The organism is Streptomyces sporangiiformans (assembly GCF_005768555.2).
Classification (GTDB): Bacteria; Actinomycetota; Actinomycetes; order Streptomycetales; family Streptomycetaceae; genus Streptomyces; species Streptomyces sporangiiformans.
The window spans coordinates 21,956-40,428 of record NZ_VCHX02000167.1 but is presented as its reverse complement, the minus strand read 5'-3'; the positions used below and the strand labels follow the sequence as shown (position 1 = coordinate 40,428).

Annotated in this window: 16 protein-coding genes; 5 read left to right on the top strand and 11 right to left on the bottom strand. The window is 71.0% G+C overall.

Annotated features, from left to right (window positions below; all coding sequences use genetic code 11):
- Nucleotides 1–109: 109 nt before the first annotated feature.
- The gene (locus FGD71_RS28600) at nt 110–1,231 is read right to left on the bottom strand and encodes a GNAT family N-acetyltransferase (RefSeq protein ID WP_119103428.1); all 1,122 of its coding nucleotides are present in this window, start codon (nt 1,229–1,231) and stop codon (nt 110–112) included.
- Nucleotide 1,232: 1 nt separating this feature from the next.
- Nucleotides 1,233–1,583 (bottom strand): hypothetical protein, encoded by a 351-nt coding sequence (locus FGD71_RS28595; protein ID WP_338120087.1) that lies wholly within the window; start codon nt 1,581–1,583, stop codon nt 1,233–1,235.
- Between the two features lie 361 nt (nt 1,584–1,944).
- Between FGD71_RS28595 and FGD71_RS28590 the strand changes: the two genes are divergently transcribed.
- Nucleotides 1,945–2,754 (top strand): SGNH/GDSL hydrolase family protein, encoded by an 810-nt coding sequence (locus tag FGD71_RS28590; protein ID WP_181359294.1) that lies wholly within the window; start codon nt 1,945–1,947, stop codon nt 2,752–2,754.
- 3 nt (nt 2,755–2,757) lie between these two features.
- Here the strand turns inward: FGD71_RS28590 and FGD71_RS28585 are convergent, their stop codons facing one another.
- The 4 genes from FGD71_RS28585 to FGD71_RS28570 all read right to left on the bottom strand — a co-directional run bounded on the left by FGD71_RS28585 (nt 2,758) and on the right by FGD71_RS28570 (nt 10,011).
- Nucleotides 2,758–4,434: a serine/threonine-protein kinase gene (locus FGD71_RS28585; RefSeq protein ID WP_119103425.1), complete on the bottom strand. Its 1,677-nt coding sequence runs from the start codon at nt 4,432–4,434 to the stop codon at nt 2,758–2,760.
- Between the two features lie 44 nt (nt 4,435–4,478).
- Nucleotides 4,479–6,089 (bottom strand): HoxN/HupN/NixA family nickel/cobalt transporter, encoded by a 1,611-nt coding sequence (locus FGD71_RS28580; RefSeq protein ID WP_119103424.1) that lies wholly within the window; start codon nt 6,087–6,089, stop codon nt 4,479–4,481.
- Nucleotides 6,090–6,106: 17 nt separating this feature from the next.
- The gene (locus FGD71_RS28575; RefSeq protein WP_420878355.1) at nt 6,107–8,341 is read right to left on the bottom strand and encodes a hypothetical protein; all 2,235 of its coding nucleotides are present in this window, start codon (nt 8,339–8,341) and stop codon (nt 6,107–6,109) included.
- 107 nt (nt 8,342–8,448) lie between these two features.
- Nucleotides 8,449–10,011, bottom strand: a complete 1,563-nt coding sequence (locus tag FGD71_RS28570; RefSeq protein WP_119103423.1) for a DUF4331 domain-containing protein — start codon at nt 10,009–10,011, stop codon at nt 8,449–8,451.
- Nucleotides 10,012–10,274: 263 nt separating this feature from the next.
- On the opposite strand from FGD71_RS28570, the gene FGD71_RS28565 reads away from it, so the two are divergent.
- The 3 genes from FGD71_RS28565 (at nt 10,275) to FGD71_RS28555 (ending at nt 12,032) form a co-directional block, all read left to right on the top strand.
- The gene (locus FGD71_RS28565; RefSeq protein WP_119103422.1) at nt 10,275–10,817 is read left to right on the top strand and encodes a sigma-70 family RNA polymerase sigma factor; all 543 of its coding nucleotides are present in this window, start codon (nt 10,275–10,277) and stop codon (nt 10,815–10,817) included.
- The gene (locus FGD71_RS28560) at nt 10,814–11,647 is read left to right on the top strand and encodes an anti-sigma factor (RefSeq protein WP_119103421.1); all 834 of its coding nucleotides are present in this window, start codon (nt 10,814–10,816) and stop codon (nt 11,645–11,647) included. The genes FGD71_RS28565 and FGD71_RS28560 overlap by 4 nt, the downstream gene beginning before the upstream one ends.
- Nucleotides 11,648–11,762: 115 nt before the next feature.
- Nucleotides 11,763–12,032 carry a hypothetical protein gene (locus FGD71_RS28555; protein WP_119103420.1) on the top strand — a complete coding sequence of 90 codons (270 nt, stop codon included), beginning with the start codon at nt 11,763–11,765 and terminating at the stop codon, nt 12,030–12,032.
- Nucleotides 12,033–12,284: 252 nt separating this feature from the next.
- On the opposite strand, the gene FGD71_RS28550 is transcribed toward FGD71_RS28555, so the two are convergent.
- Both FGD71_RS28550 and FGD71_RS28545 read right to left on the bottom strand, forming a co-directional pair.
- On the bottom strand, nt 12,285–13,067 hold the full coding sequence (locus tag FGD71_RS28550; RefSeq protein ID WP_119103419.1) for an ABC transporter permease: 783 nt from the start codon (nt 13,065–13,067) through the stop codon (nt 12,285–12,287).
- Complete coding sequence (locus tag FGD71_RS28545) at nt 13,064–14,020, bottom strand: ATP-binding cassette domain-containing protein (RefSeq protein ID WP_119103418.1); 957 nt, start codon at nt 14,018–14,020, stop codon at nt 13,064–13,066. The genes FGD71_RS28550 and FGD71_RS28545 overlap by 4 nt, the downstream gene beginning before the upstream one ends.
- A gap of 63 nt (nt 14,021–14,083) precedes the next feature.
- Between FGD71_RS28545 and FGD71_RS28540 the strand changes: the two genes are divergently transcribed.
- Entirely contained in the window at nt 14,084–14,815 is a 732-nt protein-coding gene (locus FGD71_RS28540; RefSeq protein WP_119103417.1) for a TetR/AcrR family transcriptional regulator, read from the top strand.
- 53 nt (nt 14,816–14,868) lie between these two features.
- On the opposite strand, the gene FGD71_RS28535 is transcribed toward FGD71_RS28540, so the two are convergent.
- The 3 genes from FGD71_RS28535 to hmgA form a co-directional block, all read right to left on the bottom strand.
- Nucleotides 14,869–16,068 (bottom strand): type ISP restriction/modification enzyme, encoded by a 1,200-nt coding sequence (locus FGD71_RS28535; RefSeq protein WP_119103416.1) that lies wholly within the window; start codon nt 16,066–16,068, stop codon nt 14,869–14,871.
- Between the two features lie 109 nt (nt 16,069–16,177).
- Nucleotides 16,178–16,924: a GntR family transcriptional regulator gene (locus tag FGD71_RS28530; RefSeq protein ID WP_119103444.1), complete on the bottom strand. Its 747-nt coding sequence runs from the start codon at nt 16,922–16,924 to the stop codon at nt 16,178–16,180.
- Nucleotides 16,925–16,952: 28 nt separating this feature from the next.
- Nucleotides 16,953–18,302 carry a homogentisate 1,2-dioxygenase gene (gene hmgA, locus FGD71_RS28525; protein WP_119103415.1) on the bottom strand — a complete coding sequence of 450 codons (1,350 nt, stop codon included), beginning with the start codon at nt 18,300–18,302 and terminating at the stop codon, nt 16,953–16,955.
- Between the last annotated feature and the right edge of the window lie 171 nt (nt 18,303–18,473).

The following is an 18,473-nucleotide window of genomic DNA, read 5'->3' as shown; positions in this document are numbered from 1 at the left end:
CATCGCGGTCCTTGAGCCCTCCCCTAGAGCCGCTACTGATGGGCCGATGCGGGTGGATGTACGACGATATTGATGATTCAGTCCCTATGGCAAGACCTGGAACGAGACCTCACATTTTCGTTGTTTTGGACGTTACCTGACCACTCGAGCGGATTTTGCCCATCCGTTTGAGTATTTTGTCGGCCGGCTCCAACAGCTCCGGCCGCGCCAGCACCGCGTTCCGCAACGCCCGGACCGGAGCGCGTCGCGCCCGGTGCCCGAGCGCCACCGGATGGCGGCGCGTCACCCACCCCTCGGACACGGTGAGTTCACGTGTCTTCAGGGAGTCCTTGTATTCCTTCTGCCCCCGGCCCAGATCCAGATAGGCGATGCCGTCGGCGGCGGCCGCCTCGGCCATGCGCAGATGCAGGACAAGACCGGGGGAGTACTTCGAGAACGCCGGGTCGTACGCCGGGAACCAGCACGCCAGCACCCGCTCGGAACGCAGTCCGAAGTGTGCGGCGACCGGCTTGCCGTCCGCGTAGAGCACCGACAGGATCCCCGCGAACGGCTCGGAACGGGTGTGGAAGAGCTGGTGCACCAGCCGGGTGATCCAGGGGTGCGCGAAGCGGTCACTGCGCCCGGTTCTGCGGTACTGCGCCGACTTCCACTCCATGAGGGTGCGCAGTGCCGCGGGATCGCGCTCGTCGTGCACATAGCGCAACTCGCCGTGGTCACGGCCGAGCTTGCGCTCCTTGGCGAGTGTCGTCCTCGTGAACTTCGGCGACTGGGCCCGCAGTCGGCCCAGATAGGCCTCGTATCCCTGGTCGACGTCCATGACGGGGGACGGGAACGTACCGGAGGCCTCGGCCTCGAACGGCGTCTGGCCCTCCGCCAGGTGGTCGAACTCCCACACCGCCAGCCCGCAGGCCCGCAGCAGATCCCGCGCGTCCCACGTGAAGCCGGGCCGGTGCACCAGGCCCTGGCAGTCCGAGACGCCGAGACCGATGGCCCGTCCGACGCCGGTGGTGGTCCGCTGGAACGGGAAGAAGGCCGCCGGCTCTCCGCTCTCTCTGACGACCGCGATGCGCACGCCTCGCCGGCAGCGTCCCACCGCGAGCGTGAACTCCGGGGACAGGAACGGGTTCGCCAGCTCGGGCGAGCCGTTGAGGTGGGCCTTGGACTGCAGTGACGTCCACGCCGCCCGGTCGGCGGCGGTCAGTTGACCGGGACGGTACACATGGATGTCCACGTCAGGATGCCCGTCTTCTCGCTGTACGGCCACGCAGTCGCCGTACCAGGACCAGCAGGAGAATGAGTGAGCTGAGCGCGGCGACGGCCACGATCCCGCCCCGGACCGACCACCGGTGCACGGCCAGCATGCCCTGGGCGACCAGGAGATTGACGGCTATCGCCGCTGCCAGAGACGCCACGGTCCGGCCGAACGGTTCCAGCCCGCGCAGTGCGGCCGCGACCGCCGTACCGGGCGCGGCCAGCAGGAAGAAGAGCGTGAACGGGGCGCGCAGCGGTGAGTTCACATCGATGAGTGCGAGCACCGCACCGACGCCCGCGATGGCCGCCGCGGCTCCCGCGAGCAGCGGCAACAGGTCCCTCCCCGGATCCTGTCGCGGCGGCCCGCCGCTGTCTGATGAAGATGACTTGAGCCTTAAGGTCTGCATTGGCGACTTTGCCCCCCGACGCGCCGGATGCCGGGCTTCAATGTGGCGCAGCGGGCGTCCGGCCGTCAAGACGCGGAAGTGTCACGTGCCCGCGGCAGGCGGGCTCAAGGGAGTTGGGGGCGCGACGCAGCTTTGTCATGTCTTAGTCATGGGTAGGAAACGAAGTACACGGTGAACGCGTCGATGACTCCCGGTCGGTCCTGAAAAGTCTTGGCATGGACATTTCCTGTCAACGCGCGTAGCCGCTACGAAAGTTACGGCAGAGATCCTGCTAAAGGGAGGTTCCATGAGACGTTCCCGACTCACGGCAACCGTGACCTCGCTCCTCCTCGCCGCCGCGTTCGCCCTCACCGGGGCCACGGCGGCACAGGCATCCCCAGCGGCCGCAGCCACCGGTTATGTGGCCCTCGGCGACTCCTACTCCTCCGGCGTCGGTGCGGGCGGATACATCGCCTCCAGCGGTGACTGCAAGCGCAGTACGAAGGCATACCCGTACCTCTGGGCCGCTGCCCATTCACCCTCGTCGTTCCACTTCACGGCCTGCTCGGGCGCTCGTACGAGTGATGTCGTGGCGAACCAACTGGGCCCGCTCGGCCCCGGCACCGGTCTGGTCTCCCTCTCCATCGGCGGCAACGACGCCGGCTTCGCCGACGTCATGACCACCTGTGTGCTCCAGTCCGAGCAGTCCTGCATCGCCCGCATCAACACGGCGAAGGCGTACGTCGACTCGACGCTGCCCGGCAGGCTCGACACCGTCTACTCGGCGATCAGTGCGAAGGCTCCGGCGGCCCAAGTGGTCGTCCTGGGCTACCCCCGCTTCTACAAGCTGAACGGCAGTTGCGTGGCCGGCCTCACCGAGGGCGAGCGGTCCGCGATCAACAACGCCGCCGACTATCTGGACAGCGCCATCGCCAAGCGTGCCGCCGACCACGGCTTCACCTTCGGTGACGTCCGGAGCACCTTCACCGGACACGAGATCTGCTCGGGCAGCTCCTGGCTGCACAGCGTCAACTGGCTGAACATCGGCGAGTCGTACCACCCGAACGCGGCCGGCCAGTCCGGCGGATATCTGCCCGTCCTCAACCGCGTGGCATGAGCGCTACTGCGTAGTGGAGGCCCCGCCCGTCGGGGTCTCCGTCTCGCACGTCACGGAGAACGCCACCGAGTTGGACGTCGTGTGCACCGGGCCGCGCACCTCGACACTCATCTCGTTCTCGTAGGTACCGTCCTCGTCGTACGTCGTCTCCACATGGTTGACCTGCTGGGACTTGTCACCGCCGGAGAACGAGAGCGTCTTCCAGCCCGGGTCGGACGGCTCGCCGCTCTTCGTCACCCAGCGGTAGTCGACCTTCACCGGGACGCGGCCCACCGTGAGGGTCGCCGTGAACGTGGGTGCCTCCGCCCCGGGCGGTGGGCAGGCGCCGCTGTACCGCGTGTTGGCCCCGGTCAGGGTGACCTTGACCGACTGGGGAGGGGGAGTGGTCGTCCCGCCGCCGGTGGTCGAGTCGCCGGTCGTGCCGGAACTCTCGGTGATGGTGCCGCCGTCGCTGCCACCCCCATCGCTTCCGTCGCTCCCACCGCTCCCGTCGTTGTCGCCACCGTCCGTCGAACCGCCGGAGGAGCTCCCGCCGTTGGAGCCGCCGCCGGTAGTGGCGCTGTTGCCCCCGCTGCCTCCGTCGCCACGGTTGATCAGGGCGTAGGTCAGTCCCGCGAGGGCGAATGCCAGGGCGGCCATGCCCGCGATCACGGCGACCGTGGCACGGCGCGGGTGGGCGGGCTGCGCGGTGGTGGTCGCGGCGGCCGGAGTGCGCGACGGCGTGGAAGCCGTGGCTGCGGGCCGCGGTGGGGCCGGGTGAGGGGCCGCCTGGGGAGGAGACGGCTGGGGATGTGACGGCTGGGGGTTGGCCGCGACGGTCGGTGCGTAGGCGGCGGAGCCCGTACGGGGCGTGCCGCCCGCGCCGATCAGGCGCAGGTCCCGCTCGGCGGACTCGGCCGAGAGCCGCTCGGCCGGATCCTTGCGCAACAGGCCCTCGATGATCGGCGTCAGAGGGCCCGCGCGACGCGGCGGCGGCAACTCCTCGTCGACCACCGCACGCAGCGTGCTCAGCGGGGTGTGCTGACGGAACGGCGAGCTGCCCTCCACCGCCGCGTACAGCAGCACACCGAGCGACCACAGATCGGACTCGGGACCCGGCGTACGCCCCAACGCCCGCTCCGGAGCCAGGAATTCGGGAGAGCCGATCACCTCGCCGGTCATGGTGAGCGCGGAGCTCCCCTCGACCATGGCGATGCCGAAGTCGGTGAGGACGATGCGGCCGTCGTTCGCGATCAGTACATTGCCGGGCTTCACATCGCGGTGCAGCACCCCGGCCTCGTGCGCGGCGCGCAGGGCCGCCAGCACCTCGGCGCCGATGTGCGCGGTGCGCTGCGGCGGCAACGGGCCCTCGGCGTCCAGGAGATCGGAGAGGGCGAGGCCGCGGACCAGCTCCATCACGATCCAGGGGCGGCCCTCCTCCATGGCCACGTCGTAGACCGTCACCACGTTCCGGTTCGAGACGCGGGCGGCCGCCCACGCCTCGCGCTCCAGGCGGGCGTACATCCGCTCGACCTCGGGGGTCGGCAGCCCGGCCGGGGCGCGCACCTCCTTGACGGCGACCTCGCGGTGGAGCACCTCGTCACGGGCGCGCCACACGGTTCCCATCCCGCCCTCGCCCAGCGGGGACAGCAGTCGGTAGCGCCCCGCGATCACCCGTTCACTGCCCGGATCTTCGGACACGGAAGCCCCCCATTCGCACCCGCACGATTCAGAACAAAAGTAGCTCAACCGAGCGCGGTTGCCGCCCCCTTGAACACCAATCCCGCCCCGAGCGCCACCACCACGAACGCGGAGCCGAGCGGGGCGGACCGCCGGACCAGGCCGGCGGTGCGCCCGCTCGACCACCGGGCGCCGTTCTCGATGGCCTTCGACACCCGGCTGCCTACCCTGACCACGGCGAACCCGGCCGCCGTGAGAGTGAGCGCGAGCCCCGCGCCGTACGCCAGCACGAGCAGCAGCCCGAACCAGGCCTTGTCGAGCGCGGCGGCACCGACGAGGACGACGATCGCGGAGGGACTGGGGACGAGGCCTCCGGCGAAGCCGAGGAGCAGGGTGTCCTTGAGGGTGGGGGGTCGGGTGTGGCTGTGGGAGTGGCCGTGGGTATGGGCGTGGTCATGCCCGTGGTCGTGGCTGTGGCTGCTGTCGTGGTCCTCGTCGTGTCCGTGCGTGTGGCTGTGTCCGTGTCCATGACTGTGGCTGTGTCCGTGGCCGTGATCATGCGAGTGACCGTGACCGTGACCGTGACCGTGACCGTGCCCGTGGCTGTGTCCATGCCCGTGCCCGTGGCCCCGTGTGCGCCAAGCCCGGCGTACGAGGGTGGCGCCCGCGACGGTGACGACGATGCCGCTGGTCACGCCCAGCCAGGCGATGACCGAGGGGGCGGCCGCCGAACCGGCGACGACGAGCAGACCGAGGGCGACCACGCCGAGGGTGTGGGTGACGGTCACCGAGGCGGCCAGCGGCAGGACGTCGCGGAGGGTGGCCGTGCCGCGGGCGGCGGCCGTGGCGGCCATGATCGTCTTGCCGTGGCCCGGGGCGAGGGCGTGCATGGCGCCGAGCAGCACGGCGATGGAGAACGCGAGCGCCGCGAAGCCGAAGCTCAGGTCTTGGCGGGCCACCAGTGAGTCGAGGGCGCGGGTCCAGCGGTCGGCGCCGCGCGGCAGTACGGAGGCGGCCGGGGCGTCGGACTGCTCCTCGTCGAGGGCTTCGCCACCTGGGCGGGCACGCAGGGACGCGGTCGCCGTGTCCTCCGGGGACGACAGCAACTTCTCGGGGTAGCGGGTCAGTTCGCCGGAGACGGACTTCTGGGGAACGTCCGAGGAGGCGAGCGTCATCTCGTCGCCGCGTGCGGTGATCTCGCGCCAGCCTGGGCCGTTGTCGGCGGAGCCGTGGAAGCGCAGGGAGACGTTCCCCTCGGGCAGCGGCGCCGTCCAACGGCACTCCACCCGCAGGGTGTCCAGCCCCGCCTGCCCGGGCCGCACGCGGGCGCTGCTCTCGCCGACGGTGAGCGCGACCTGCCGCCCGCCCACGGTCACCCGGCTCTTCCGGGCCGCCGTCTCGCACCGCTCCCGTGCCCAGTCCGCCTTGCCCACCTTGTCGATCTGGGGCTTGGCCTGGGTCGCCGGGATCTCCGCGAGGTCTTCCACATGGTCGACCCGCAGCTTCTCGGGACCGACGACGAGACCGTCGTAACGGTTGACGGTGAAGTTCCCGAGCGGGTGAGCGGCCGCGGTGCCGGCGGGTACGAGCAGCAGGGCACAGATGGCCACCAGGAGGGCCACACAGGCGGCGAAACGGCGGCGGGGCAAGGAGCTCCTCCGGTTCCTTCGGTACATGTCCCGGATCCTCGCGCTCACTCGGCACCGCCCAGCGCGTCCAGGGCCGACCGGGCAGCCTTCGCTCCCAGAGGCGAGAAGCCCGGGTTGAGTTCCAGGGCGGCGGAGAGGTTGTCTCGGGCCTCCCGCTCGTGACCGGTGGCGCGTTCGATCATGCCGCGGTGGTAGAGGAACGTCGCGTCGCGGTAACCGGTCGCCGTGGCGCGGCGGGCGTAGGGAAGGGCCTCCGCGTCACGGCCGTTGACATGCAGGGCCCAGGCGAGGGCGTCCGCGGTGTGCACGGTGTGGCGGCGGTCCCAGTCGTCTCGGGCGGCGCGCAGGGCGGCCTTGCGGTCACCGTGGTCCGCCGCCGCGAGGGCGGTGTCGAGGTCGACGTTGACGCCGTTCGCGCGGGCCAGCGCGGTCCACGCCTCGACCAGGGCGTACTGCTCGCGGGCCTTCGCCCGGTCGCCCTTGCCGTCGCGGGCCTCGTACAGCTCGCCCAGTGCGACCAGCGGGCCGGGCAGCGGATAGCCGGCCACGACCTCCTCCAAGCCGCGGATCGCGGCCGCGCGGTCGCCGCTTGCGGCCTGGGCCCTGGCGCGGCCCTCCAGCGCGGGGAGGTACGCCCCGTCGGCCCGTAGCGCCCGCGTGTAGAACGTCAGCGCCGTCTCGTACTTGCCCTCGCGCCAGGAGAGTTGGCCGAGCGACGTCGCCACGTACGCGACGTCGCCGGGTGCCGTGGCGCTGGCGAGCGCCTGCTCCAGTACGCGCCGCGCCGTCGGTACGTCACCGCGCAGCTCGCGTACGTAGGCGTACCGCGTGAAGACCGGAACGCCGGGGCGGCGGGCGTCGGCTTGGTCGCTGGCCTTCAACGCCTCGTCGTAGCGGCCGAGTTCGACCAGGGCGTCGATCCGTGAGGCCAACGCCCGCTCGCTGTACGGGTTCTGTTCCAGCGCCTCGTCCGAGTACCGCAGCGCCCCGCGGAAGTCGTGCCGCGCCGCTGCCAGCGCCGCCCGCCCCGCGAGCGCCGGGTCGTTGTCGGGGCGCAGCTTCAGCGACCGGTCCAGCGCGCGCTGCGCCTGCGGATACCGCGACGGGTCGCCGTTGGTACGCGCCTGCTCGACATACGCGATACCCAGTGTGGCCCAGCCGGTGAAGTCCTTGGGCTGCGCTTTCAGATGGGACTGGAGGGCGGAGATGCTCGCGTCGAGGCTCCCGCTCGCCAGCAACTCGGGCGTGATGGCGGGAGCCGACGCCGCCGTACTCGCTCCGCTGTCCTCCCGTGCCCCCATGACCACGGCCGCCGCGGTCATGGCGACAGCGAGAGCGACGGCGCACGCCGCGAGCCGCAGCGCGCGTCGCCGCCCGGACCCCCGCCGCGCCTCGGGCGCTTCGGCACCGAGGCCGGTCGCGCGTTCGCCGGCGTGCGTGGTGTCCTCAGCGGACAGGACTGCGACTTCGCCGGCTGTGGGGGTATTCGCGTCCAGGGCGGGCGTGCCCTCGGCCCGGGAACGGGAAGCGCCCGCGTCCACATCGGCCGCGTCAAGGTCGGTCTGCGGTGGGGCTTCGCCGGAGCGTGAGGTGTTCTGGTCGGTCCGGGAAGTGCTCGGGCCGGGGCCGGGCGCGCTCTCGTCGGCCCGCGGGGTCGCGTCCCCGGAGGGGAGGACGTCTGCGCCGGCCTCGGGTGGTTCCCCGCCGGGTTCGGGTGTGGTCGCGCCCGACCGGGGCGCGCCCGTGCTCGACCGGGGCGTGCTCTGGTCTGTCCGGAGGGTGTCCGCGCCGGGCCGGGGTGTCTTCGCCTCCGTCAGGGAGGTGTGGTCGCCAGGTTCGGGCGTGCCCGTATCCGCCCGGAGGGCACCCATGCCGGACCCGGGTTTCACCGCGTCGGCCCGGGGACCGCTCTCGCTGGAGCCGGGAGCGCCTTCGTCTGCCTGGGCCGCGTTCTCGCCGGGGCCGGGCGTTTTCTCGGTGGAGCCGGGCGCGTTCGCGTCGGCCTCGGGGCGGGTCTGGCCGGAGCCGGGCGTGCTCTCGTCGGCCGTGGGAGAGGGCTCGCTGGTGGTGTCCGCGCGTGGACCGCTCTCGCTGGAGAGGGAGGCGCCCTCGTCCGAGGGGGGCGCGGTCTCCGTGGAGCCGGAGGCAGCCGGAGCGGACTCGGGAGGCCGGGGCGTGCCGCCGTTCTGCTGGAGCGGGGTGCCGGCGACGGGGGCCTTGTGTGGGGCCTCGTCGGCGCGGTTCCTCTCCTGCGCGTCCTCGTTCGTGCGCGGGGACATGCCCTCTCCTCAAATGTCCTGGGCGGAAGCGGAAGTCGTGGGGGTGAGCGGCGCGGCCCGCGCCGTGGGGGATTGTGGGTACGGGCCGCGCCAGCCGGTGGGGCGGCTCAGTAGTAGCCGTTGACCCGGCGACGGCTGCGCCACCAGAGCACGCCGGTGCCGAGCAGCAGGAACCCGGCCGCGCCGGAAACCGCCGAGACGGCGATCAGCGTGGTGTCGTCCATGCTGGTGATGTTGCCGCTGCCGCCGGCTCCCGCGGGCGTCAGCGCGTCGCCGAGCTGGTTGCGGACATCGCCCTTGGTGGCGTCCGTGCCCTTGGCCAGCGGGCCGCGCGAACCCGGGGTCGGCTCGGCCACGAACGGGAACTCCTTCTCGAACTTCTTGTCGTTCTCGTTGACCGCGTCACCCAAGTCGTTCTTGGCGCCCAGCAGTTCACCCTCGACGACCTGCAGCGAGGCGTCGATCACGTCGTCGGTGAGCCGGCGCCCGTTCGGGAAGCCCGCGTTGTCGCCGTCGAGCACACCGAGCCGCTTCGGCTTCTTCGCCGCCTTGATCGAGGTGTTGAGGCGCAGCATCTCCGAAGGCGTCACATGCGGCGGTTGGTTGAGACCGTCCACACCCTTCAGGAAGACGTCCACCAGGTCGTTCCTGGGCTCGTCCGGCGCCGGGATCTTGTAGATCGCCTCGATGAGCTTCGGCAGCTCGGGGTTGGTCACGTTCTTCAGGAACTGGGCGTCGTCCCACGGCGCGGACGCGTTGAACGTGTCCTTGTCCTTCAGCGGGTTGACGACCTCGTTGACCAGCGGGTTCCCGAGCCGCGAGACCTGCCGGAAGTGCCCGGACGCGCTCTTGCGGTTCGTCGTGGTCCAGATGCCGATGTTCGGCTGTTCGGCCGACTCCCGGATCAGCTCGTTCGGCAGCTGCAGGGCGATGGAGTTGGTGTTGTACTCCTTGAGCGTGTCATTGCCGACCTCGGTCAGGTTCCCGCCGTACAGCAGGTCGAAGACGCGCAGATCCGCGAAGAACGGATCGTCCGCCTGACCGGCGAACGACTTCGCCTCGTATCCCCCGAGCTCCTGGATCGCCTGGTCGCGCAGCTTGCCGTAGTCCGGCATCGACGCCTTGCCGACGTTCGACGGTGCCACCGGCGCGTCGTCCGCGATCTTCGTCCGCTTGGCGAGGCGCTGGTCCTTCAGCTGCAGCACTTCGAGGTCGTACGTCTGCGTGATGTTCAGGTCGGGGTCGTCCAGGCTCTCGACCGGCCCGGTGTTGTACAGGAAGCTCTTGTCGTTCTTGACGTCCGTGTCGAACGTGTAGCGGAAGAGCAGATCGCCCTGGGCGTCCCCGTCCTTGTCGATGTGGATGTCGTACTGGGCGTCCTCCGCGAACGTGTAGAAGTTCGGTCCGCCCGCCGGCTCCTCCATCGGGATCACGTTCGCCACGATCGTCGTCGTGTCGGGCTTGTCGGGGCTCGCGAACGCGTACAGGTCCGTGTTGTCGAACTGCGGTTGGCCCGAGATCAGCGGGGCTTCCCGGTGGCTGGAGGCGCTCGCCGTTCCCGGTTCGAGCGCCGTCACGCCGGCGGCTGCTAGCCCCCCGGTAGCCAGCGCACCACAGACGAGGGTCGCGAGGCTCCTGCGTCCCACGATCCTTCGGGTGTTAGGTGTCATGCCGTCCGTCCTCTGTTACAAGCTGCGTTCCGGCGGTTCTGGCGAGAGACGGCGAACGGTTGTCGTCCGGTCGGCCCTTGCGCTCGTGCCGTGTGTGTTTGTTGCCTGTCAATCGCCATTCGGTACGGCTGGGCGGGCGGATTGGTTCGACTTTCACCCGCATTTCTGGGGCAGTTGATCCGTAACCCCATCCGGAGGCGCTCTCGCGCCGAATGATTGAGTGAGCGGGGACGAGCCTTACGAGGCCGGAGAGAGGGGAACGGGTGGAGGCTGACGAACTTCTGGTGCTCGTGGCCGGAGGCGACCAGAAGGCCTTCGAGGAGCTGTACGGGCTGGTGTCCGGGCCGGTCTTCGGTCTGGTGCGCCGCGTGGTGAGGGATCCGGCCCAGTCGGAGGAGGTGGCCCAGGAAGTGCTGCTCGAACTCTGGCGCTCCGCCGGGCGGTACGACCCCGCACGCGGCAGCGCCCTCGCCTGGGTCCTCACCCTCGCGCACCGCCGGGCGGTCGACCGGGTCCGCAGCGCCCGCGCGGCCGGCGAGCGCGAACTGCGGATGGCCCGGCGCGCCAACGGGCCCGCCTTCGACCACGTTGCCGAGGAGGTGGAGGCCGGCCTCGAACGTGAATGGGTGCGCCGCTGCCTGGACCGGCTCACCGCGCTGCAACGCCAGTCCGTCACCCTCGCCTACTACGACGGCTACACGTACCGTGAAGTGGCCGAGCGGCTCTCCTTGCCGCTCGGCACCGTCAAGACGCGTATGCGCGACGGACTCACGCGGCTGCGGGAATGCCTGGGAGGTGCCGTATGACCGTCCTCTTCAGGCGCCGCGAACTGCACTCGCTCGCCGCCCCCTACGCGCTCGACGCCCTGGAACCGCCCGAACAGCAGCGTTTCGAGAAGCACTTGAGGCGCTGCGACCGTTGCGCCGCCGAGGTGCGCGCGCTGCGCGAGGACGCGGTCCGCCTCGCCTGGTCCACGGCCGCCCCGGCCCCGGCCGCGCTGCGCGACCGGGTTCTCATGGCCGTACGTACGACACCCCAGGAGGGCACCGCGGGGCCGACGCCACGCCCGCATGCCGCACAACAGCTGCCCGGCGCGTACGCCGCACAACGGTTGCCCGGCGCGCGTGCCGCCCAGTCGCCACGCGCGCGTGCCTCGCGGCTGCAGGGCCTGCTGTCCCCCCTCGCGGCCACCACGGCCGCGGCCGCGCTCGTCGTCGCCGCGCTCTTCGGGGTCCAGGCGTCGCGCACTCAGGACCAGCTCGACCAGGAACGCGCACAGGCACGTGAGATCGCCCACGTTCTCGGGGCACCGGATGCCCGTGCGACGTCCGAAGGCGAGGCCGGTGGACAGGGAATCAGCGTCGTCGCGTCCGCCTCGCAGCACACCGCCGTGGTGACCGCCGCGGGACTCCGCAGACCTACGAACGGAAGGGTCCACCAGCTGTGGCTCATGCGACCCGAGGTGAAACCGCGCTCCCTGGGCCTGTTCGACGGCGACACGCCTTTGGTCGCCACCGACCTGAATACGGACGCGACCTCACTGGCTGTCACCGTGGAACCGCAGGGGGGCTCTCTACAGCCCACTACCGCACCCATTGTCCAACTCGCCCTAAAAACAGTTGGATTCGGAGAGTGACCGTCAACAGCCTTACTGGGAAGGTGAATCCTGCTCCCGGGATACACGAGTGTGATGACGGAGCGATAGGGTTAACCTGCCCGGGCCGGGTGCCCTCGTACGGGTGGGGAGTGACATGGAACAGATAACAGTGCGTGGCAGGGCGCGAGTCCCTGCGATCACCTGCGGGAGCAGCGCAAGCAGCTCGCGCCTCGACCGCCATCTCTCGGTGATGGGTGGCCCCGCCATCCCTCAGGGCGAGACGGTCGAGGCGACGTCGCTGATGCGCGAGCTCACCGCACGTGACACCGCGCACGAGCGCAACAGCAGGCTCGCGCGCGTGAGGCGGGTCTCGCTCTTCGCGCCGCTGCGTCGCCTGCGCCGTTCCCTGTTCGGCGGCCGCTGAGCAGCGACCCCGGTCGCTGAAAGGCGACCGTCCCCGAGCAGGATCCCGACCCGCGCTCAGGTGTCCACACCGCTCCGGCGCCGCGCTGCGATCTCATCGTCCGTCATCCCCACGGCACGCGGCGGCGCTCCCGGTGTGTACCCCGAGCGCGGGTACGGCTCTCCATGCTCACGGAATGCCCCTCACCGCATGCCGCTCACCGCATGCCGCTCACCGCATGCCGCTCACCGCATGCCGGTTACCGCATGCCGCTCATCGTTCGGACCGCGTGTACCGGCGGACAGCGAGCGGCAGGAACACCGCGATGATCGCCCCGCACCAGGCCAGCGACCCGGCGACGGGATGCGCCACGGGCCAGGCGGCCCCGTCCGGTACGGGCGCGTTGCCGAACAGGTCGCGGACCGCCGTCGTCACGGCGCTGATCGGATTCCACTCGGCCGTCGTGCGCAGCCAGCCCGGCAGGTTGTCCGTCGGAATGTACGCGTTCGACAGCAGCGGCAGGATGAAGGTCGCACCGCCCAACTGCCCGGCGGCCTCCTCGCTCTGGGACGCGAGCCCCAGCAGGATGCCGATCCATGACGTCGCGAACCGGAAGAGCAGCAGCAGCGCGACGGCCGCCACGGCTTCCAGCGGTGACCCCTCGACGCGCCAGCCCACCGCGAGCCCGACCAGCAGCAGCGGCACCATCCCGACGGCGGTGAGCACCAGATCGGACGCCGCCTGCCCGAGCGGGACCGCGGTCCGGCTCATCGGCAGCGTACGGAAGCGGTCCATCACACCCCGGTGCGAGTCCTGGGCGGCCTGGAACATCCCCGTCATGATCCCGTTGGCCGCGGTCGCCACCAGCAGACCCGGCACGAGGAACGAGCGGTACTCCGCGCCCGGCATGGCGAGCGCGCTGCCGAAGACGTAGCCGAAGAACAGCAGCATCGTGATCGGCATCGTCTGGGTGAGGATCTGCAGCCCGGGGTTGTGCCGGACGCGCTGGAGCTGCCGGCCCACCATGGCCGTCGTGTCGTACGCGAGGGTGCTCATGCCACCAGGCCCTTCGGGTCGGCCGGCCTGTCGGTCAGGCGCAGGAAGACGTCGTCGAGGGTCGGCGGGCGCAGGCTCGCGTCGAGCAACGGCACGCCCGCGGCGTCGAGTTCACGCACCAGACGCGGCAGCGTGAGGGTCGGATCGGTGGTGACGGCGCCGACGGCACGCCGTTCGTGGTCGAAGTGCGGTTCGCCGCCGGTGAGTTGATCGAGTACGCCGGCCGCCGCGGTCATCGCGTCCGCGTGCGCGACGACCACCTCCGCGTACGAGCCGATGAGCGCCTTGAGCTGGGCCGGGCTGCCGCGCTGGGCCGCCCGGCCGCGGTCCACCAGGACGATGTCGTGGGCGAGTCGGTCCGCCTCCTCCAGATACTGCGTGGTCAGCAGCACCGTCGTGCCGTCCGCGGCGAGGTCGCGCACGGCCTGCCAGATCTGGTTGCGGCTGGCCGGATCGAGTCCGGTCGTCGGCTCGTCGAGGAAGAGCACCGCCGGGCGCGTGATGAGGCTGGCGGCGAGGTCGAGGCGGCGCCGCATGCCGCCGGAGTAGGTGGAGGTGGGGCGGTTCGCGGCCTCGGCCAGCTCGAAGCGTTCGAGGAGTTCGTCGGCTCGGGCGGACGCCTTCGGGGCGCGGTGCAGCTTCGCGAAGAGCCGCAGGTTCTCCCGCCCGGTGAGGTCGCCGTCGACCGAGGCGTACTGGCCCGTCACGCCGATGGCGCGGCGTACCGCGTCCGGCTCCCGCACAAGGTCGTGTCCCGCGATCCGCGCGGATCCCGCGTCCGGCCGCAGCAGCGTGGCCAGGACCCGCACGGCCGTGGTCTTGCCCGCGCCGTTCGGCCCGAGCACCCCGCAGACCGTGCCCTCGGCGACCGCCAGATCGAGCCCGCGCAGGGCTCGCACATCACGGAAGCGCTTCTCGAGACCTTCACTAAGTACGGCGTACGTAGTAGTCATGAGAAGACCATAGCGCACTACGTACGGTGTACGTAACTAGGATGTGGGTGAGGTGATCGACTGATGGCAGCACGCGGGGCAGAACCCGAAGTGATCTGGAGCCGCCCCGAGCGCACGGGCCGCGGCCCCCGGCCGACGTACAGCCGCGCCGACATCGCCGCGGCGGCGGTGCGGATCGCGGACGCGCAGGGGCTGGAGGCCGTGTCGATGCGGCATGTGGCGGCCGAGCTGGGCTGCGGCACGATGTCGCTCTACAACTACGTGCCGCGCAAGGAGGACCTGCACGAGCTGATGATCGACGCCGTCGGCGCCGAGCACGACATCAAGGAGCCCTCGGGCGACTGGCGCGCCGACATGATCCGGAACGCGCATGAGACGCGCGCCCTCATGCGCCGCCATCCCTGGGTGCCGCGTCTGATGGCGGGGGTCTACGGTTTCGGCCCCAACACCCTGCGCTACCTGGAGCACTGCCTGACCTGCCTCGAACCGCTCGACCTCTCGTACGGCACGAAGATGGAGCTGGTCGCGTTGCTCAACGGCGTGGTGACGACGTACACCGCGAACGAGCTCGCCACCGCCGAGCGCACCCGCTCCATGCCGTGGTCCGAGGAGGAGGAGAACGCGGTCCGTATGGCCTACCTCGGCAGCCAGGTGGCCACCGGCGCCTATCCGCGGCTGGCCGCGGCCTTCATGGAGGGTGCGGACTCCGGGCCGATCGACCTGGAGGCGGTGTTCGAGCGGGCGCTCGGCAGGGTCCTGGACGCGTACGACCCGAAGCGGGGCGCCGAGCGCTGAGAGGCAAGCGCTGAGCGGCAAGCGCTGAGTGTCCAGTGCTGAGCGCCCAAGCCCTAGATCAGGGTGATCTGGCCCTCGGGGCCTTCTTCGTGATGGTCGAGCACGGAGGCGGGCCGGCGCGCCGCCGCCGGAACCGGGAGCACGCCCGCGCGGCGCAGCTCGGCCGCCGTGACCGGTGTGCCGGTCGCCAACTCGGTTTGCTGGGGCCTCAGCTCCGCCAGCAGTGCCAGGACCGTGATCACTTCCAGCAGCTCGGACGTCCAGGTCTGGGGCCACGTTGCGGGGCGGACGGCCTCCAGGGTGCCGGGTTCGGGCGGTGTGGTCCGGGCGGTGAACCACTGCTCCAGGACCCGTACGCCCCCCACCTCGAAGTCCCAGGCGGCGGGCGGCACGGGGGAGATGCGGCCCTCGCCGAGGTACAGGGCCTCCTCGTCGCGGTCGTAGCGCAGCTCGAGCGGGCGGGCCGGGAGCGGGGCGCGCACGTAGGGGCGGCGGCCGCCGGGCAGCTTGGGGCGTTCGCCGTCGCGGCGCATGAGCCACAGCATGCGGTGGCCCAACTCGGTGCCGTACGCCCAGAGTTCGGGGTCGGCGGTGAGCGGGACGGTGCAGCCGTCGGGCCCCGGCCGCGCGACCGCGACGGTCCAGGCGAGGATGTCGAGCGGAGCGGGGGAGTGGCCCAGGTGTTCGGCCAGGTGGTCGACCAGTCCGGGCGCCAGGTTCGGTTCGAGGCCGCCGGGGCGCCGGTACAGGGGCCGGATACGTCCGGGACGGGCCGCGGGGACGTTCTTCGCCTGGGGCGGGATCACGGCGAGGACGGACGCGACGAGCAGCGCGGGTCCGTCGGGCGCGGCCGCCTGCTCGACGGCGAACACCTGCCGCTCGTCCGCCACCCGCCACAGCTCGGGGCGGGCCGCGTCGATCAGCCGGTGGTCCGGGATCAGCCAGTGCTCGTCGAACGGCCCGTGCAGCACCGGCACGGGCTCCGGGCAGGGGCCCGAGGCGCGGGCCAGCCGGCCGGTCCCGCTGGACTGGCCCGGCAGTTGAGCCACCGCCGAGTGCAGGTTCCGTGCGCGTGTGACACCGAACAACGCCTCACGTTCGGGCCCGTCGGCCTTCACGAAGGCGTCCCAGCGTGCTTTCAGGGATGCCGCGTCGGGTGCCGTCGGCCACCCCCGGCCAAGCCGCGGCGGTGCGACGGACCACGGCATGAGGTCCGCGAGCAGCGGAGCGTCGTCGTGCGTCACGCTCGGCATCGTACGACGTGGCCGGCGACCGTGTCGGGGTGGCGGCTGCGAGGTGGCGGCCCCCGGAGCAGGTCCTGAAACGGGCCCGCAGCCAGAGATCGGCCTCACAGCGGAGCGCTCAGGCGTCGAGGGTGACCGTGAAGGAGAACCGGTCTCCGCGGTAGTGGATGACCGCCACGTCGAGGACCTGTCCGCCGTCGTCGTAGGCGACGCCCGTGTAGTGCAGGATCGGGCTGAGCAGCGGCACTTGCAGCAGACGGGCCGTCTCCGGGTCCGCAAGGCGGGCTTCGACGGTGTCGGTGATGCGGCTGATGTGCGTGCCCACCACGTCCCGCAGCACCTTCGTCATCGGCCAGCGGGCCAGATCTCTCAGGTCGATGCGCGCGGCCAGCTCGGGCCGCACGTAGTTGCGGGCGTGGTTCGTCGGCTCGCCGGTCTTCTCGTCACTGCGCAACCGGTGGTACGTCGCGGCCTCGGTCAGATCCGGGAAGTACTCGGCGAGTTCGGCCGGCACGGGCGCCGTGCCGTGACCGAGCATCTCCGTCGCCATACCCGACTGCTGGGCCACGATCGCGTCCACCGAGCCGAGCAGCCGCACCGGCGTGCCCCGCTGGGCACTCGGCTCGATGAACGTGCCGCGCCTGCGATGGCGCGTGATGAGGCCCTCGTCCTCCAGCTCCTTGAGCGCCTGCCGCATGGTCAGGACGCTCACCCCGTAATGCCCCGCCAGCTGTTCCTCGGTCGGCAGGCGCAGCGGGTCCTCCGGCGACCGCCCGAGTATCGAGGCTCGCAGCGATTGCGAGACCTGATACCAGAGCGGCAGTTTGCGGTTCAGGACGATCGAGTCCGGGGCGAATGAGGTCACGGAGGTATCCGTACCGGTCACGATGCGTTCAGTGCAACGGGCCGAAGTGACGTTCGAGGCCCTGCCACACGTCGTCGTACGCACGCTGCAGGTGCTCCGCGCGGGCCGCCTGGGCCGTGGCGGTCACCGGCCAGCGCGTCTCGAACATGAAGGCAAGGCCGTCGTCGACCTTCTGCGGCTTCAGCTCGGCGGCGCTCGCCCGGTCGAAGGTCTCCCGGTCCGGCCCGTGCGCCGACATCATGTTGTGCAGCGAACCCCCGCCCGGGACGAAACCCCCCTGACCAGCGGCCTTGGCGTCGTACGCGCCCTCGATGAGCCCCATGTACTCACTCATCACGTTCCGGTGGAAGTACGGCGGCCGGAACGTGTCCTCGCCCACCAGCCAGCGCGGGGCGAACACCACGAAGTCGACGTTCGCGAGGCCCGGCGTGTCCGACGGGGAGGTGAGGACGGTGAAGATCGACGGGTCCGGGTGGTCATGGCTGATGCTGCCGATCACATTGAAACGGCGCAGGTCGTAGACGTACGGCAGATGGCTGCCGTGCCAAGCGACGACATCCAGCGGCGAGTGGTCGTACGTCGCGGTCCACAGATTGCCGCAGAACTTGTTCAGCACCTCCACCGGGCCCTCGACGTCCTCGTACGCGGCGACCGGCGCCAGGAAGTCCCGAGCGCTCGCGAGACCGTTGGCGCCGATCGGGCCGAGCTCGGGGAGCTCGAAGGGCACCCCGTAGTTCTCGCACACATAACCCCGTGCGGCCGGGCTCTGCCCGCCGTCCGGCCCGGCGTCGAGGAGCTCCACGCGGAAGCGCACCCCACGGGGAACCAGCGCCACATGCCCGGGTTCCACCCGCAACAGTCCGAACTCGGTACGCAGCAGCAGCCCGCCGCTCTCCGGCACGATCAGCAGCTCGCCGTCCGCGTCGCTGAACACCCGCTCCATCGAGGAGTTGGCGTGATACAGGTGCACGGCCATGCCGGTGCGCTGGGCCGCGTCGCCGTTGCCGCCCAAAGTCCACAGGCCCCGCACGAAATCGGTGCCCGGCTCGGGCTCCGGCAGCGGGTCCCAGCGCAGCCGGTTCGGATCGGGCACCGTCTCCGTGAAGGGCGCCGTGCGGAGGTTGCCGTTGTCGGTGCGGGTGAACGCCGGGTGGGCGGCCGACGGGCGGATCCGGTACAGCCACGAACGGCGGTTTCGCGCCCTCGGCTCGGTGAACGCCGAACCGCTCAGCTGCTCCGCGTACAGCCCGAGCGGTGCGCGCTGCGGTGAGTTGCGGCCGAGCGGCAGAGCGCCCGGCACCGCCTCCGAACTGTGCTCGTTGCCGAAGCCCGAGAGGTACGTCAGCGCCTCGGCGGTCTTGCGCGCATCCCCGTTCATGATCGCTCCCTCGTTCTTGATTCCTATGCAACACCGTAGGATTCAGGGTTTCCGGGCGCAAGGCGTGCGCAAGCGGAGACCATGGGGGATGGCGGGAGACGGCGGGAGACGGCGCGATCGGGTCAAGGTCGCCGTAGGGCCCGAGAACCCGACTTCAGGGGGATTCGCCTG

Bases quoted from the DNA above. Each gene is read 5' to 3' on its own strand.
- FGD71_RS28590 (WP_181359294.1), top strand. From the start codon at position 1,945: ATGAGACGTTCCCGACTCACGGCAACCGTGACCTCGCTCCTCCTCGCC.
- FGD71_RS28580 (WP_119103424.1), bottom strand. From the start codon at position 6,089: ATGTACCGAAGGAACCGGAGGAGCTCCTTGCCCCGCCGCCGTTTCGCC.
- FGD71_RS28575 (WP_420878355.1), bottom strand. From the start codon at position 8,341: ATGTCCCCGCGCACGAACGAGGACGCGCAGGAGAGGAACCGCGCCGAC.
- FGD71_RS28570 (WP_119103423.1), bottom strand. From the start codon at position 10,011: ATGACACCTAACACCCGAAGGATCGTGGGACGCAGGAGCCTCGCGACC.
- FGD71_RS28560 (WP_119103421.1), top strand. From the start codon at position 10,814: ATGACCGTCCTCTTCAGGCGCCGCGAACTGCACTCGCTCGCCGCCCCC.
- FGD71_RS28555 (WP_119103420.1), top strand. From the start codon at position 11,763: ATGGAACAGATAACAGTGCGTGGCAGGGCGCGAGTCCCTGCGATCACC.
- FGD71_RS28550 (WP_119103419.1), bottom strand. From the start codon at position 13,067: ATGAGCACCCTCGCGTACGACACGACGGCCATGGTGGGCCGGCAGCTC.
- FGD71_RS28545 (WP_119103418.1), bottom strand. From the start codon at position 14,020: ATGACTACTACGTACGCCGTACTTAGTGAAGGTCTCGAGAAGCGCTTC.
- FGD71_RS28540 (WP_119103417.1), top strand. From the start codon at position 14,084: ATGGCAGCACGCGGGGCAGAACCCGAAGTGATCTGGAGCCGCCCCGAG.
- FGD71_RS28535 (WP_119103416.1), bottom strand. From the start codon at position 16,068: ATGCCGAGCGTGACGCACGACGACGCTCCGCTGCTCGCGGACCTCATG.
- hmgA (WP_119103415.1), bottom strand. From the start codon at position 18,302: ATGAACGGGGATGCGCGCAAGACCGCCGAGGCGCTGACGTACCTCTCG.